We start from the raw sequence: 14,166 nt of genomic DNA on the forward strand, positions 1-14,166 counted from the left end.
CCTAATGGGTACATCTGTTGAAGAAGAGACCGTGCGTCCATCCTTGCGTTGGAACGTAGCCGATGTTACGCTCACGGTTGTTATTGCTGTAGCTTCTGGTATTATCTTCTGGGGCATCGGCTTGATTAGTGAGCCTATTTCTGCTGCTCTTAAGCTTATTCCAGTTCCAGGCGTTAGCGCATTGTACTATGGTTTGTTCTACTTCGCTGGTCCTTTAGCTGCTATTATGGTTCGCAAGCCAGGCGCTGCACTATTCGGCGAGTTTATTGCTGCAATGGTTGAGTTGACTGTTGGTAGCCACTGGGGCGGTATTGGTACCGTTCTTCCTGGTTTTGTTCAGGGCTTGTTCGCTGAGTTTGCATTCTTGTTTGTTATGTATCGCAAGTGGAACGTTGGTTTGACTGCACTTTCTGGCGCGTTAGCTGGTTTGGGTGGAATCGTTTCAACCTATCCGTTCTACTACGCAGGTGTTCCAATCTTCGGCGCATTCATGATGATTCACACACTTTGCAGCATGATTTCTGGTGCTGTAATTGGTGGTGTAGTTATGTGGTACTTGTACAAGGGTATTGCTGCTACTGGCGCATTGAGCCGTTTTGCTTCTGGCAAAGAAGTACGCGCTTAAGTCTTAACTTTTGCTAGTAAGATTTGATTTGTGGGCGGGGAATTACCTCGCCCACTTTTGTAAAGTCGCAAATAAAAGTGGCAAATAAAGTCGCAAGTTAGCAGCGCGCAAAAGTCGCAAATAAAAGTCAAAATAAAATCACAAATCACTATAAAACAAAGGAGTTAGTATGCTAAGAGTACGTCTTGAATATGTGCATCCATGGACGAATCACGCAGGTATGTATCTTGCAAGAAAGCGCGGATTATATGCGCAATACGGATTAGATGTAGAGTTTACAAGCACAGATACGGAGCGCGGAGATGTTCCAGCATGCTTGGAGCGTGGAGAAGTAGATATAGCTCTTGTTCGCTTAAATCAGCTTTTGGCTCATCAAAATGGCTCAAACAAGCTAACGTCATTTGCTGTAATGAATCAATCGCAAATTGGCGGAATCATAACAAATAAAAACACTGGCATTACGCGATTCAAAGATCTAGAAGGAAAGCGCGTAGTAATCCCTATGGGCGTTAAGCGCTTATACACAGAGCTTCAGCAGGCGGTTGCTGCCGACGGAGGCGATTTTAGCAAGCTGATTACAATTGATCCAGGCCCATGGGAGCCAGACATTCGAGCAGTAGAGCGCGGAATGTGCGACGCTTTTATTAACGTAGCTTGGTGGGAGCCATACCAGGGTTCGCTTCCATTTGACCAAGTTGTTGTTCTTCCATTCGATTCTATTGGCGTAGCGCCTCATCATTCTTACTATGTTTGCGCTCGCCAAGAGATGATTGAGCGAAATCCGCAATTAATACGCAACTTTGCAAGCGCAACAGTTAAGGGCTATGAACTTGCAGGAAAAGACCCGCAGGCTGGCGTTGATGCTTTGCAAAATGCGCTTTGCCATATTAGCCCAGAGGCTTTGCGCGCCTCGCTAGACGAAGTGATTCCGTCTTGGTACGACAAGAATGGTCGTTGGGGTACAGCAGACATGGCTTTGGTGGAAAACTACACTCGTTGGATGGGTGAAAATGGCCACTTAAGTGTGCCTCTTGATTGCGCGCTAAAGAGCCTAGAAAGCGGATGTGTAACAAACGAGTATTTGCCAGAATAGTCGGCCAGCATGTGCTTGAATCGCAAGCATAATAACGATTGCAAACGCAATTACAATCGCAAATAAATATCACAATTCAATGAACCTGTGGCAATAATTGGAGCGAATATGGAAAACGAAAGCAACGACCCTCAGCTAGATATTGTTGCTCAAAGATGGGCAAATGTTGATTTAGATGAGGCAAATATTGTGTGTTCTCTTTTAGAGGATCCGCTAGAAGCTGATTGCGTTTTAAGTCATAGTTTGCGTCCAATGGCTGCAGGTTCATTGATTCGTGTGCATTACAAAGATGATTCGTCAAAGAAATCGCAAAGTTTGGACGTTTATATTAAAAGATGCAGCACAAAAGTTAGGCAAGCAAGCACAATTAGGCCGTATCATCGTTTTGCGGAGCATCTTTTACAAGACAAAATAAGCACGCCAAAGTACTTGTATTTTAACAAAAATAGCGAGTTTTTAGGTTTAGAAAAGAATGCTTCTGGCGATACTTGTGACGATACTTCTGGCGATATTTACGTAGACGGCACTCTTCTTGTAATAGGTGATTGCGCTTACGAAGTGACTTTAAAAGCTGGCGGAGAAGATAGATACAAAGACGCGTACACTTGGGATCCGCCTAAAACGTGTGAAGAAGCCAAAAATCTTGGAGTAATGATGGCAAAAATCGCCTTAGCTTCGCAAAGTTTTGACGAGCCAAATCCTAAGGAAATCAACGCTTTTCAATCAAGATTTAGTCTTTGTGCAAGCGAAGATGTGCAAAAAGCTGCAGAAGTTTGGTTGGAAAATAGACCTGATTTAGCGAAATTCTTAAAAGAGCAGAATCGTGATTTTGTAAAAGATTTAAGTGAATTTGCTCCAACATGCAAAAAAATTTACGATTTGGGGTATGCGAATCTAAAAAAGCAGTGGACTCATGGAGATCCGCATATATCTAATTTTATGTGGGAAGGTAGCGCTCCAAGTGCAGTGTTTGATTTTGGAATGGCGTATAAAAACACAGCAATCTACGATTTGGCAATGACTTTAGAACGCAACACAATTCAATGGGTAGATATTGCGAATGGCAAAAAAGATTCATTTAGAACGGACTTAGCAGAAGCAATTTTGCAAGGATATGCTAGCGTTCGACCGTTAACAGATGTTGAAAAAGAGCTGCTTCCGCTTGTTTTATCTGTAAGTCAAATCGAGCAATGCGTAGAATTTGTAGACTATTACTTAAAGTCAAATGGATCTTACGATTTTAAGATTTGGGGCTACGATACTGGATTCTTAGAGCATGCTAGATGGTACAAATCTTGCTTTGGGAAAAGATATTTGAATTATCTAACAGAAGTTTTGCAAAAAATATAGCGGACTTTTTAGTGTGCTTTTTAGTGCGCTTTTTAGTCAAGCTTTGCAAAACGCTTTAGCTATTCGTTCAATGGGGTTGTTAGATTTTAACTATGAGTTTTGAAAACGTTGACTACACTTCGTTAAATATTCCAGCGGCTCCATTTAGTGATCCTAGCCGTGTGCCAGATTTTCCTAAAGGTAAAGTTCCTCGCCATGTAGGCGTGATTATGGACGGCAATGGCAGATGGGCTAAAGAGCGCGGAATGATTCGCACTGAAGGGCATAAAGCGGCGGAACCAGTGGTTTTTGACACTATTGCAGGAGCCATAGAAGCAGGTGTTCGCTACTTAAGCTTGTACACGTTTTCTACTGAAAATTGGAAGAGATCTCCTCAAGAAGTGCATTTTTTGATGGGATTTTCTAGAGATATTATTCACCGCAGAGTTGCGCAAATGAATGAGTGGGGAGTGCGCGTGCGCTGGGCTGGAAGACGGCCGAAATTGTGGAAGTCTGTTATTGACGAGTTGGAAAAAGCTCAAGAAATCACAAAAAATAACACTACGATTGACGTTGTTTTTTGCTTAAACTATGGTGGTCGCGCGGAAATCGCAGACGCTTGCGCGGCAATTGCTAGGGAAGTTAAAAGCGGCAAAATTAAGGGCGATCGCATTAGCGAGAAGATGATTGCAGAACATTTGTATAATCCAGATATTCCAGATTGTGATCTTGTGATTCGCACTTCGGGAGAGCAGCGCACTAGCAACTTTTTGCCTTGGCAGGCGTCTTATGCGGAGCTTGATTTTGTGCCAGAACTCTTCCCAGATTATGGTCGCGAAGCGTTGTGGAGGTCAATCGACCGTTATGCGCATCGCGACCGCAGATTTGGTGGCGTAAAAACCGCTTAAACTTATCTGTTAGTAGAATTAATTTATTAGTCGCAAGCTAGCCATGCACAAGCTGCAACAACAGCTGATTCAAGTCCACGATTTAGAGTTGGTTGCAAATCTGGAGCAAAAGCTGGATTGTGGTTTCCTGGAGCATTTTTCATGTCTTCAAATCCACCTAATCCCCAGTATGCGTAAGGTGTATTGAAAGCGTTCGCGACTATAGAAAAATCTTCTGAAGCAGAAGCGCGCGAAATATTTACAGAGTCTTCTCCAAAGTATTCATCAAAAGCTTTACGCACGCGCAAAGATGAATTCTGATCATTATTCGTAAGCGGATAGCGGTCATAGTATGTAAATTCTGGTTTCTTAGGACATCTTGCAAGCTCGCACTCTCCGCGCACAATTCGCTCAATAGCAGAGTGAACAAATTTTTGAGTATCTTCGCTGTATGTTCTAGTATTAATCAAAAGTTCCGCATCGTCTGGAATAATGTTTGACTTGCTTCCAGCGTTTATTGCGCCGACTGTAACTATTGCGTAATCTTTAGCTGCAAGTTCGCGAGACACAATCGTTTGCAATTTAAGCACAATTGACGAAGCAACAATCACTGGGTCAACACTCAACTCAGGCATAGAACCATGTGAACCTTTACCAAAAATGTGCACACGAATCGAAGCTGCAGTAGTTAAGAACGCGCCCGATCGAATACCAACTGTTCCTGCAGGAATAGCGCCCAACACATGCTGACCAAGGTAAACGTCAGGCTTTGGAATAATGCGTGTAATGCCATTTTCAACCAAGCTTTTTGCGCCTTGAGCTGTTTCTTCTCCAGGCTGAAAAACGCCAATGTACGTTCCTCTCCAAGCATCTTTATGCTTGTTAAAAGCCTTCAAGGCACCAAGTAGGCTGGAAATATGAAAATCGTGACCGCAAGCGTGTGAAACTCCGACCGTTTTGCCATTTTCGTCTTGCGTGCTAACTGTTGAATTGTAATCTTTTCCTGAATTTTCTTTAATTGGAAGCGCATCAATATCCGCTCTCATAGCAACAACAGGACCTTCGCCGTTTTTAATCTCTGCCACAACGCCTGTTTTGCCAACTCGCTTTGTTTCAATCCCAGCTTTGCTAAGAATATCAATAATTGTTTGAGCTGTATGATCTTCTTTCATTGACAGTTCAGGATGTTGATGAAAGTATTTGTATTGTCTTTCTCGTTCTGCTTGGGTTTTATCTAAATCGGACAATATTTTCTGAACTGCCGTAAGTTGCAGCATAAATTCCTGCTTTCTTTTGTTTTGTTATAACTTTGTTGAGTTTTGAGATTATTTGATTTTAGTTTTATTTTTCTTTATTTCGTTCTTCAAGAATCTTGTCTACAAGAGCAGCTTTTGCGTCGATTTGACCGCTAAAACCAGGGCGAATGTCTAGTTTTAAGATAACGCCTGTGCGGTAGCCTTTTTCAACAAGAACCATAGTTGCGTCTTTTACAACGCGCATAACGTCGTCGAATTCGCCTTCGATGTTTGTAAACATTGCGTTTGTTTCGTTTTTTAATCCAGAATCACGAATCACTTTAACGCAATCTGCTACGTATTCGCTAAGTTCTTCGCCAACTCCGCTAGGAGCAATGCATAATGCTGCAACTGTATTAGTTTTGTGGGAATTTTTGTTATTGCAAGTATCGCAAGTCTTGTTATCGTTAGTCTTTTCAACATTGTTTTCGCTCATTTTAGATCCTTTCAAAATGCAAATGTGTGTTCAAAATTATGCTTACACTTTATTGTATTCGCTTAGCTTATATATGTAGCTTTATACGTTTCTATTAGCGTCACAGGGTTTTTCTATAATAAACACCGTTTCACCCGAATTTTCTAGATTTACGAAAAAGGTGTATTGTGGCTGTTTCAAAACTTGATGAAGTTGTGTCGCTGGCTAAGCGTCGTGGATTTGTGTTCCCAGCTGGAGAGATTTACGGCGGAACTCGCTCCGCGTGGGATTATGGCCCTTTGGGCGTTGCATTAAAAGATAATATTAAGCGCGAATGGTGGCGTTATATGGTCACTACTCGTGGCGATGTTGTTGGCGTAGATACGTCTGTTATTTTGCCTTCTCAAGTTTGGGTTGCGTCTGGTCACGTTTCTGTATTCAACGATCCTCTTATTGAGTGCTTGAATTGCCATAAGCGCCATCGTGCAGATAAGTTGGAAGAGTCTTATGCCGAAAAGCATGGCGACAAGATGCCAGAGAATGGCTTAAAAGACATTGCTTGCCCAGATTGCGGTACTCGCGGAAATTGGACGGAGCCTCGCGATTTTAACATGATGCTTCGCACGCATTTGGGGCCAGTAGAAGACGAAAACAGCTTGCATTACTTGCGACCAGAAACAGCGCAGGGTATTTTCGTTGATTTTAAGAACGTTATGACTTCTACGCGTCAAAAGCCGCCATTCGGCATTGCAAACATTGGTAAGTCTTTCCGTAACGAGATTACGCCTGGAAACTTCATCTTCCGCACTCGCGAGTTTGAGCAGATGGAAATGGAGTTCTTCGTAGAGCCTGGAACCGACGAAGCTTGGCATCAATATTGGATTGACACTCGCGTAAATTGGTATGTTGATTTGGGCGTAAAGCCAGAGAATTTGCGCATGTATGAGCATCCTAAAGAGAAGCTAAGCCATTATTCCAAGCGCACTGTAGATATTGAATACAAATTCGGATTCCAAGGATCTGACTGGGGAGAGCTTGAAGGCATTGCAAACCGTACCGACTACGATTTGTCTGCTCATGCTAAGCATTCTGGCGAGGATTTGAGCTACTTTAACCAGGCAACTGGCGAAAAGTACGTGCCTTACGTTATTGAGCCTGCTGCTGGCCTTACGCGCTCGCTTATGGCGTTCTTGGTTGATGCTTACGACGTTGACGAGGCTCCAAACACTAAGGGTGGAGTGGATAAGCGCACTGTTCTTAGACTTGACCCTCGTTTGGCTCCTGTTAAGGCTGCTGTTTTGCCATTGAGCAAGAAGCCAGAATTACAATCGGTTGCTCAAGATTTGGCTGCGGATCTTCGACAGCATGATTGGGTTATTGACTACGATGAGGCTGGCGCTATTGGTCGCCGCTATCGCCGCGAAGACGAGATTGGTACTCCTTTGTGCGTAACAGTTGACTTCGATACTTTGGAAGATCACGCTGTTACAATTCGCGAGCGCGACACTATGCAACAAGAGCGTGTTTCATTAGATAAGGTTGCAGATTACGTAGCAAGCCGCATTAATGAAAAGCGCGTTAAGTATCCGCAAGGTCCTGTAGAGATTGTTGGAACTCGCGCTGCAGATGGCGGTGTGGATGTTTCTAAGGAAGGCGGCGTTGACGAGTCGCAGCCTGTAAAGATTGCTCAAGCTGGCGGATTGTACTAATAAGTATTTAGTAAAAGTCGCTAGTAAAAAGTCGCATAAAATCGCTAGCAAAAATATATTAAAGTGAACGGAGTTAAAGCAATATGGATTTTTCTATTAAACCAGTGGATTTAGGGAAAATTCATATTGCAACTCCTGTTGTTTTATCTCCAATGGCTGGTATTACTAACTGGCCTTTTCGCGTGATTTGCCGAGAGTACGGGCCAGATGGCTTGTATGTTGCAGAAATGATTACTGCACGCGCACTAGTCGCAAGAAATCCAAAAGCCTTGCGTTTATGCCGTTTTGCGCCTAGCGAGAAAGTGCGCTCCTTGCAACTTTACGGAGTAGATCCTTTAATTGTGGAGCAAGCTGCTCGAATTGTTGTTGACGAAAATATGGCAGATCACGTTGACTTAAACTTTGGCTGCCCAGTTCCTAAAGTTACAAGGCGCGGCGGCGGTTCTGCTCTTCCTTGGAAAACAGATTTGCTTCAAGAGATTTTACATCGCGTTGTAAGCGTGTGTAATCCAGCGGGAATTCCTGTTACAGCTAAATTCCGTGTTGGAATTGACGAAGCTCACGAGACTTTTATGCAAGCTGGCCATATTGCGCAAGAAGAGGGTTGTGCGGCTGTTACTTTGCATGCGCGTACCACTGCAGAATATTATGGTGGTCATTCCGATTGGAGCCGTATTGGCGAGCTTGTAGAGGCTTTAGATATTCCTGTTTTTGGCAATGGTGATATCTGGGGCGCGGACGACGCTCTTGCAATGTTTAAAGAAACAGGGTGTGCAGGCGTTGCTATTGGTAGAGGCTGCCAGGGGCGTCCTTGGATTTTTGCAGATATTCGTTCTGCTTGCAATGGCAGCGATAATCGTGTTAATCCAAGTCTTGGCGAAGTTTGCAAGGTGATTTTAAGGCATTTGGAGCTTCTTGTTGACTTTTATGATGGCGATGAGCGAATGGCAGTTCATGACTTGCGAAAGCATATTGCTTGGTATTTGAAAGGCTTCCCAGTTGGAGGAGGAACTCGCAAAAGCTTTATGGAATGCGAGTCTATTGATGACGTTCAACGCAATATTGATGCGTTAGATTCGTCACTTAAGCTTCCTGAGCAGATTTTAGACACGCCGCGTGGTCGAGTTCGTTTTGCTAAAAAAGTTCATTTGCCATATGGCTGGTTGGATTCAAGAATTACTACTAGCGAGGAGCGCAAAGAGCTTTTTGGCAATGATCCAATGGATGCTAGCTACTAGCGTTTTTCTAGAGTTTTCTAGGGTTTAGTGGCTGTTAAAAATGGCGTCTAAACTATTGCTTAATGTTCCAAACTTTTGTTGATAAAACGCCTTAAATATTTGCGTATAGCACGGTGTATTATCGAATCGGTGACATTTTTTAAGTTTTTATTTGTAAAACGTCGCCATTATCGAGCGTTTTGCGCTAAAGTATTGCGTAAAACGTGCGTGTGAGTGACAGGAGACAACGGTGAGCGAGATTGCCCAGACTGACAATTTCAACGACAAAACCATAATCAAGGTAGTCGGCGTCGGTGGAGCCGGTGGTAACGCCGTCAACCGAATGATCACCGAGGGTTTGCAGAACGTAGAATTCGTAGCTATCAACACTGATGCTAAGGATTTGTTGCGTTCCGACGCTGATGTAAAGATTTCATTATCTGATGCTTCAAGTCGTGGTCTCGGTGCTGGTGCTGATCCAGAAAAGGGTGCAAAAGCTGCACAAGATCATCAATCCGACATTGAAGAAGCATTAAAGGGCGCCGATATGGTGTTCGTAACTTGCGGCGAGGGCGGTGGAACTGGTACAGGTGCAAGCCCAATAGTTGCGCGAGCTGCACACCAGCAAGGTGCTTTAACAATCGCAGTAGTTACGCGTCCTTTCGGGTTTGAAGGCCCTCAGCGTGCTGCATCGGCAAAACTTGGTATTGAAAATCTTCGTAAAGAAGTCGATGCTTTGATTGTTATTCCAAACGATCGTTTGTTGGAAATTTCAGATCGAACTATCGGAATTATTGAAGCTTTTAAGACGGCAGATACCGCATTGCTTGCAGGCGTGCAAGGTATTACCGATTTGATTACCATGAATTCTTATATTCATGTTGATTTTTCGGATGTTACCGCCGTTTTGCGTGGTGCGGGAACCGCGCTGTTTGGAATTGGCGCTGCAAAGGGAGAAGACAGAGCTACTCAAGCTGCTGAAATTGCTATTAGCTCCCCATTGCTTGAAGAGAGCATTGAGGGTGCTCACGGTGCTTTGATTAATATTGCAGGTCCAAGCGATTTGAAGTTGCAAGAAGCAAGTGCTGCAACAGAACTTGTTCGCAAGGCAATTCATCCAGAAGCCCAGATTATTTGGGGTCTTTCTTTGGACGATTCTTACGGAGACGAAGTTCGCGTTACTGTTATTGCCGCTGGTTTTGATTCCCACCCTAAGGTGGAAGACGATAAGGCTGGTGCTTTTGTAGATATGCAAGCAGGAGTTGATTCTGTTGCCCCAGCTCAGTCAACAACTCCAGTCGCATCTCCTGCAAAGCCTGTTGTTGCTGAAGAATCTTCACATCCTGTTTCTTCCATGTTTGATTCTGTTGCTCCAAGCCAGAATTATCAAGCATCGGCTGCTAAAGATAAGCCTCAAGACGAACCAGACGAATTGGATATTCCTGATTTTCTACGTTAAGCATAGCGATAGGAGGGCAGCTTAATGGCTGGCTTTATGAAGAACATGATGTCTTACGTAGGCATGAGTGATGTTCAAGACGACGATGATTTCGTTGATTCTCAAGCGCAAGAAACTTCGTTTGACAACGATCACAACGTTGCTCCTATAAGTCTGCATAATTCAGAATCGCAGTTGGGTAATGGCACTGCTTCTCGTGCTGGAGCAGTCCGCATGAGTCGCATTACAACGATTCATCCAAAGTCTTATGACGATGCTCAATTAGTTGGGCGTGCGTTAAGAGATGGAACTCCAGTTGTTTTGAATCTTACTGGTGTTAGTGAATCTGTTGCGTATCGCATTGTTGACTTTTCTGCTGGAGTTGTGTTTGGTGTTCGTGGATCTATTGAGCGAGTAACGCCAAGAGTGTTTCTTCTAAGTCCTTCGCAAGTAAACATAAAGGTTGAAGACGCTCCTAATGGCGGTTCTGCTAGAGAATTGTTCTCGTAAAGATACAAGCTTAGTAACAAAGACCGCTTATAGCATTTGCTTTATGCGTTATTTAGATTTAAGGCAGAGTCTCTTTGAGATTTCTGCCTTAAATTATCTAATATCAATTATCGAATAAAAATTATCTAATAACAAAAATCTTCTTAACTTTTATTGTGATGATTGTTTACTTGTGATTGTTTTAAGAAAGTTTATTTACGGAAGTGAGTTTATGATTTTTAACAGCTTAATATTAATCATTAATCTTTTTCTAAGCGCATACTTAACAGTGCTATTTATTCGCGCAATTTTAGACTGGATTCCAATCGTATTCCATTCATTTAGGCCAAATGCGATTGTTAGAAAATTTGCTCAAATCATATATTATTTAACGGAACCGCTTTTAAGATTTGCGCGTAGATTCATACCACCCGTAAGGCTTGGTAACATAAGTTTAGACGTAAGTTTTATGGTTGTTTACTTTTTGATAATTGTTTTACAAGTGATTTTATCTATGATTTATTAAGATTTTTGTTTTATTAAGACTTTAAGAATGTTCACTATACGCGCGCAATCGCCACTATTTTTAAACGATGTTCGTATTATTATCTATTAATCACATTATTTACTAAACATTTACTAAACGTAAGTCTTCATAATAAAAATAAGTCTGAATAATAAAATATTGGCAGATTTCGTAAAAAATAATTACTTTTTACACAATTTTTTCTATGGACGTGATAGCATCGAAGAGATATATCAAAAGGGCTGCGCGCCCAAAAGTGAGGTGTAATGCATTATGGCTCTGTTAACGCCTAAAGACATTCGCGAGCATACCTTCCAGATCGTTAGATTCAAGGGAGGCTATGACGTTGACGAAGTTGATGACTTTTTAGATCAGGTTACAGAAACAATCGAAGCGCTTGGTCAGCAGGCCGTGCAAGGACTCGGGGCTTCTACGCAGTCTCTTGGCGCTGATGTTGCTAGCTTAAACAATAAGATTGCAGACTTAACAAATCAGGTTGAATCTTTAACTAAAGAAAATAATGATTTGCGAGAAGCATCCAGCAATGCAAGCAAGAGTGATAACGATCTTGCAGCAAAGCTTAAGGAAGCGGAAGAAAACAACCGTGCATTGAGCGAGCAAAATCAGCAGCTTAAGGAGCAACTGGATGGATTGGGTGCTCAAGTAGATCAGCTTACCGCTCAAGCTGCAAATGCAGATAATGCTAAGGCAGACGCTGATAAGAAGATTCAAGAAGAGCTTGAAAACGTTACGCGCGAGCGCGATGACTTCCGTGCAAGCAGCGAAAACTTGGGTCGTGAGCTAGAAGAGGTTCGCCAGCAGCTTGTTGTAACTCAGCAAGAAAATGCTAAGGTTCAAGATCTTAACAAGCAGCTCGAAGAATCGCATAAGCGAGAAGAACAGCTTCGCGAGCAAGTTTCTAAGATGGAACCAAGCACAGAAACTGGTAGCTTGCAAAAGATTGCAGGCGCTGGTGCGGAAGCTCAGGGCTCGGAGCCAGAGCGTGCTACTGCTATGTTGACTCTTGCAATGCAATTGCACGATCAATACGTAGACAAGGGCAAGGCAAAGGCTCAGCAGATTGTTGAAGAAAGCCAGGCACGCTATAACGAGATAATTGCCAAGGCAGACGAATACTCTGGTCGCACGCACAGCGAGGCTGACGAATACAATAAGCAAACTCGCGGGGATGCGGATGATTATTCGGTGCGTACTCGCGGAGATGCCGATGCTTATGCGGCTCGTGCTCACAACGAGGCAGACGCTTACTCGGGCAAGGTTCGTCAAGCTGCGGATGACTACTCCAAGCAAACTCACGATCAAGCTGATCAATACGAAGCAGAAGTTCAGCACAGAGCTGCGGATTACGATTCCACTACTCGCACTTCTGCAGACGCATATGCTCGCCAAGTACGTGAGAATCTCGAGAAGCAAACTAAGGTTATTGAAGGAAACATTCAAAGCCTTAAGCAGTTTGAAACTGAGTATCGTACTCGCTTGACCGACTTCTTGGGTCAGCTTGTTGCTCAAGTTTCCGACGAAAACACGTATACATCTATGGAAAATCAAGATAAGCAGGATAAGTAGTATTTACTAGTATTTAGTAGTATTTACTAAATCCCTTTAGATTGGAAAATACATTGACGCATAGTTATGTGCGTGTAGAACGGCTGCGTAATCGCGCAGCCGTTTTTGCACTGATTGCTTTTATTGGCGTGGTTTTAGACCGAGTAACAAAAGTTTGGGCTTTAGCAGCGCTTAGTGGTGGAAAAAACATTGAGATTCTTCCACACTTGCTCTCTTTTACTCTTGTTAGGAATCCTGGAGCATCTTTTGGCTTAGGCTCTTCTTTTACTTGGGTTATTAGCGTGTTAGCTTGCGCTGCTTGCGGTGCTATGACTGCTGTTATTAAGCACACAAAATCCTTATATTGGACTATTGCGCTTGCTTTAGCTTTTGCTGGAGCTTTTGGAAATCTTATTGATAGAGCGCAATATGCTCAGGGCTTTTTGAACGGAAAAGTCGTAGATTTTATAAACTACGGATGGTCCGTTGGAAATGTTGCAGATATTGAGCTTATGTTTGCAGGAATCGCAGTTATATGCCTTATTTTGATTGGGATTCCTCTTATAGAGCGCGCTGATGAGTGATATTCGTTTTACAGTTACGAGTCAATTTGCAGGATGCAGGTTCGACGTATGTTTGTCGAAGCTTATGGGAGTATCGCGTGCAAACGCAATATCGCTAATCGATAGTGGCAAAGCAAAAATCTTAAATAGAAAGTCGCAAAAATCGTCTATTTTGCAAGAATCAGATGTGATTGTTGTAAATAAAGAAGACGATTGTGCTTGCGATTGTGCTAGTGCTCGCGATTCTTCCAGTAATGCTCAAAGTAAGCCTTCTATATGCGATTTGGAAATCGTATATAACGATGACGATGTTGTAGTAATAAACAAGCCTGTTTCTGTTGCGTCTCACGCAGCAAAAGGGTGGAACGGGCCTACTGTTCCAGAATGTCTAGAAGACGCTGGAATTAAAATAAACACAACGCTTTGCGACGAATCACGCAAAGGAATCGTAAGCAGGTTAGACGTTGGAACAAGCGGCCTTATGCTCGTTTGCAAAACGGATTTTGCGTACGAAAAGATGAAGCAGCAATTTGCTAGTCATAGTGTTAAAAAAACTTATACGGCATTAGTGCAAGGAAATTTGGAGCAAAACAAAGCGACTATTGAAGCTCCGATTGGAAGGTCGAAAGTATCTGACTTTAGGTTTACTGTAACCAAAAATGGCAAGCCAGCTGTAACACATTGGGATGTTTTGGAGCGCTTTGGAATTGCAACTTTAGTTAGCGTAAATTTAGAGACGGGTAGAACTCACCAAATACGCGTGCATTTTTCTTCGATTGGCCATCCATTAGTGGCGGATAAAATGTATGGAGCAAACCCAAAGCTCGCAGAAAAACTAGAGTTACAACGCCAATGGCTTCACTCAACTAAGCTAGAATTTAAGCATCCTAGAACAGGAAAATTAGTTAAGCTTGAATCGAAGTATCCGCTAGATTTGCAACACGCTTTACAAGCCGTGCGACAATTATAAAAGCGAGCATATTTAGCAAAACAGGTCATATTGCATCTATAAAA

The 14,166-nt window shown here is 42.8% G+C and carries 14 protein-coding genes; 12 read left to right on the forward strand and 2 right to left on the reverse strand.

Translation table 11 applies throughout. The features are described from left to right. Positions 1–4 precede the first annotated feature (4 nt). The 4 genes from HXT23_RS01260 to HXT23_RS01275 all read left to right on the forward strand — a co-directional run bounded on the left by HXT23_RS01260 (position 5) and on the right by HXT23_RS01275 (position 3,955). Entirely contained in the window at positions 5–625 is a 621-nt protein-coding gene (locus HXT23_RS01260) for an ECF transporter S component (RefSeq protein ID WP_004130359.1), read from the forward strand. A 169-nt stretch (positions 626–794) separates the two neighbouring features. Then, on the forward strand, positions 795–1,718 hold the full coding sequence (locus HXT23_RS01265; protein ID WP_016808719.1) for an ABC transporter substrate-binding protein: 924 nt from the start codon (positions 795–797) through the stop codon (positions 1,716–1,718). Between the two features lie 108 nt (positions 1,719–1,826). After that, entirely contained in the window at positions 1,827–3,068 is a 1,242-nt protein-coding gene (locus HXT23_RS01270; RefSeq protein WP_115757264.1) for a phosphotransferase enzyme family protein, read from the forward strand. 92 nt (positions 3,069–3,160) lie between these two features. Continuing rightward, complete coding sequence (locus HXT23_RS01275; protein WP_016635710.1) at positions 3,161–3,955, forward strand: isoprenyl transferase; 795 nt, start codon at positions 3,161–3,163, stop codon at positions 3,953–3,955. A 26-nt stretch (positions 3,956–3,981) separates the two neighbouring features. Here the strand turns inward: HXT23_RS01275 and HXT23_RS01280 are convergent, their stop codons facing one another. Then, entirely contained in the window at positions 3,982–5,211 is a 1,230-nt protein-coding gene (locus HXT23_RS01280) for a M20 family metallopeptidase (RefSeq protein WP_016635709.1), read from the reverse strand. Between the two features lie 64 nt (positions 5,212–5,275). Then, entirely contained in the window at positions 5,276–5,665 is a 390-nt protein-coding gene (locus HXT23_RS01285; RefSeq protein ID WP_016635708.1) for an MTH1187 family thiamine-binding protein, read from the reverse strand. A 167-nt stretch (positions 5,666–5,832) separates the two neighbouring features. Here HXT23_RS01285 and HXT23_RS01290 point away from each other — a divergent pair, with 167 nt between their 5' ends. The 8 genes from HXT23_RS01290 to HXT23_RS01325 all read left to right on the forward strand — a co-directional run bounded on the left by HXT23_RS01290 (position 5,833) and on the right by HXT23_RS01325 (position 14,122). After that, positions 5,833–7,353 (forward strand): glycine--tRNA ligase, encoded by a 1,521-nt coding sequence (locus HXT23_RS01290; protein ID WP_016635707.1) that lies wholly within the window; start codon positions 5,833–5,835, stop codon positions 7,351–7,353. 83 nt (positions 7,354–7,436) lie between these two features. After that, the gene (gene dusB / locus HXT23_RS01295; protein WP_116438596.1) at positions 7,437–8,591 is read left to right on the forward strand and encodes a tRNA dihydrouridine synthase DusB; all 1,155 of its coding nucleotides are present in this window, start codon (positions 7,437–7,439) and stop codon (positions 8,589–8,591) included. 229 nt (positions 8,592–8,820) lie between these two features. Further along, positions 8,821–10,029: a cell division protein FtsZ gene (gene ftsZ, locus HXT23_RS01300; protein ID WP_016635705.1), complete on the forward strand. Its 1,209-nt coding sequence runs from the start codon at positions 8,821–8,823 to the stop codon at positions 10,027–10,029. 24 nt (positions 10,030–10,053) lie between these two features. Beyond that, positions 10,054–10,518 (forward strand): cell division protein SepF, encoded by a 465-nt coding sequence (locus HXT23_RS01305; protein ID WP_016635704.1) that lies wholly within the window; start codon positions 10,054–10,056, stop codon positions 10,516–10,518. 211 nt (positions 10,519–10,729) lie between these two features. Continuing rightward, on the forward strand, positions 10,730–11,023 hold the full coding sequence (locus HXT23_RS01310) for a YggT family protein (protein WP_415701891.1): 294 nt from the start codon (positions 10,730–10,732) through the stop codon (positions 11,021–11,023). 273 nt (positions 11,024–11,296) lie between these two features. Beyond that, a complete protein-coding gene (locus HXT23_RS01315) occupies positions 11,297–12,610 on the forward strand; it encodes a DivIVA domain-containing protein (RefSeq protein ID WP_016787380.1) in 1,314 nt (437 codons plus the stop codon). 68 nt (positions 12,611–12,678) lie between these two features. After that, positions 12,679–13,173, forward strand: a complete 495-nt coding sequence (locus HXT23_RS01320) for a signal peptidase II (protein WP_016808726.1) — start codon at positions 12,679–12,681, stop codon at positions 13,171–13,173. Next, positions 13,166–14,122 (forward strand): RluA family pseudouridine synthase, encoded by a 957-nt coding sequence (locus tag HXT23_RS01325; protein WP_422112953.1) that lies wholly within the window; start codon positions 13,166–13,168, stop codon positions 14,120–14,122. Before HXT23_RS01320 ends, HXT23_RS01325 begins: the two co-directional genes overlap by 8 nt. Positions 14,123–14,166: the final 44 nt, after the last annotated feature.

It is taken from the genome of Gardnerella sp. DNF00257 (assembly GCF_049262745.1).
Taxonomy (GTDB): Bacteria; Actinomycetota; Actinomycetes; order Actinomycetales; family Bifidobacteriaceae; genus Bifidobacterium; species Bifidobacterium piotii.

Excerpts from the sequence above, each read along its gene's own strand:
- HXT23_RS01260 (WP_004130359.1), top strand. The coding sequence starts at position 5 with ATGGGTACATCTGTTGAAGAAGAGACCGTGCGTCCATCCTTGCGTTGG.
- HXT23_RS01265 (WP_016808719.1), top strand. The coding sequence starts at position 795 with ATGCTAAGAGTACGTCTTGAATATGTGCATCCATGGACGAATCACGCA.
- HXT23_RS01270 (WP_115757264.1), top strand. The coding sequence starts at position 1,827 with ATGGAAAACGAAAGCAACGACCCTCAGCTAGATATTGTTGCTCAAAGA.
- HXT23_RS01275 (WP_016635710.1), top strand. The coding sequence starts at position 3,161 with ATGAGTTTTGAAAACGTTGACTACACTTCGTTAAATATTCCAGCGGCT.
- HXT23_RS01280 (WP_016635709.1), bottom strand. The coding sequence starts at position 5,211 with ATGCTGCAACTTACGGCAGTTCAGAAAATATTGTCCGATTTAGATAAA.
- HXT23_RS01285 (WP_016635708.1), bottom strand. The coding sequence starts at position 5,665 with ATGAGCGAAAACAATGTTGAAAAGACTAACGATAACAAGACTTGCGAT.
- dusB (WP_116438596.1), top strand. The coding sequence starts at position 7,437 with ATGGATTTTTCTATTAAACCAGTGGATTTAGGGAAAATTCATATTGCA.
- HXT23_RS01305 (WP_016635704.1), top strand. The coding sequence starts at position 10,054 with ATGGCTGGCTTTATGAAGAACATGATGTCTTACGTAGGCATGAGTGAT.
- HXT23_RS01310 (WP_415701891.1), top strand. The coding sequence starts at position 10,730 with ATGATTTTTAACAGCTTAATATTAATCATTAATCTTTTTCTAAGCGCA.
- HXT23_RS01315 (WP_016787380.1), top strand. The coding sequence starts at position 11,297 with ATGGCTCTGTTAACGCCTAAAGACATTCGCGAGCATACCTTCCAGATC.
- HXT23_RS01325 (WP_422112953.1), top strand. The coding sequence starts at position 13,166 with ATGAGTGATATTCGTTTTACAGTTACGAGTCAATTTGCAGGATGCAGG.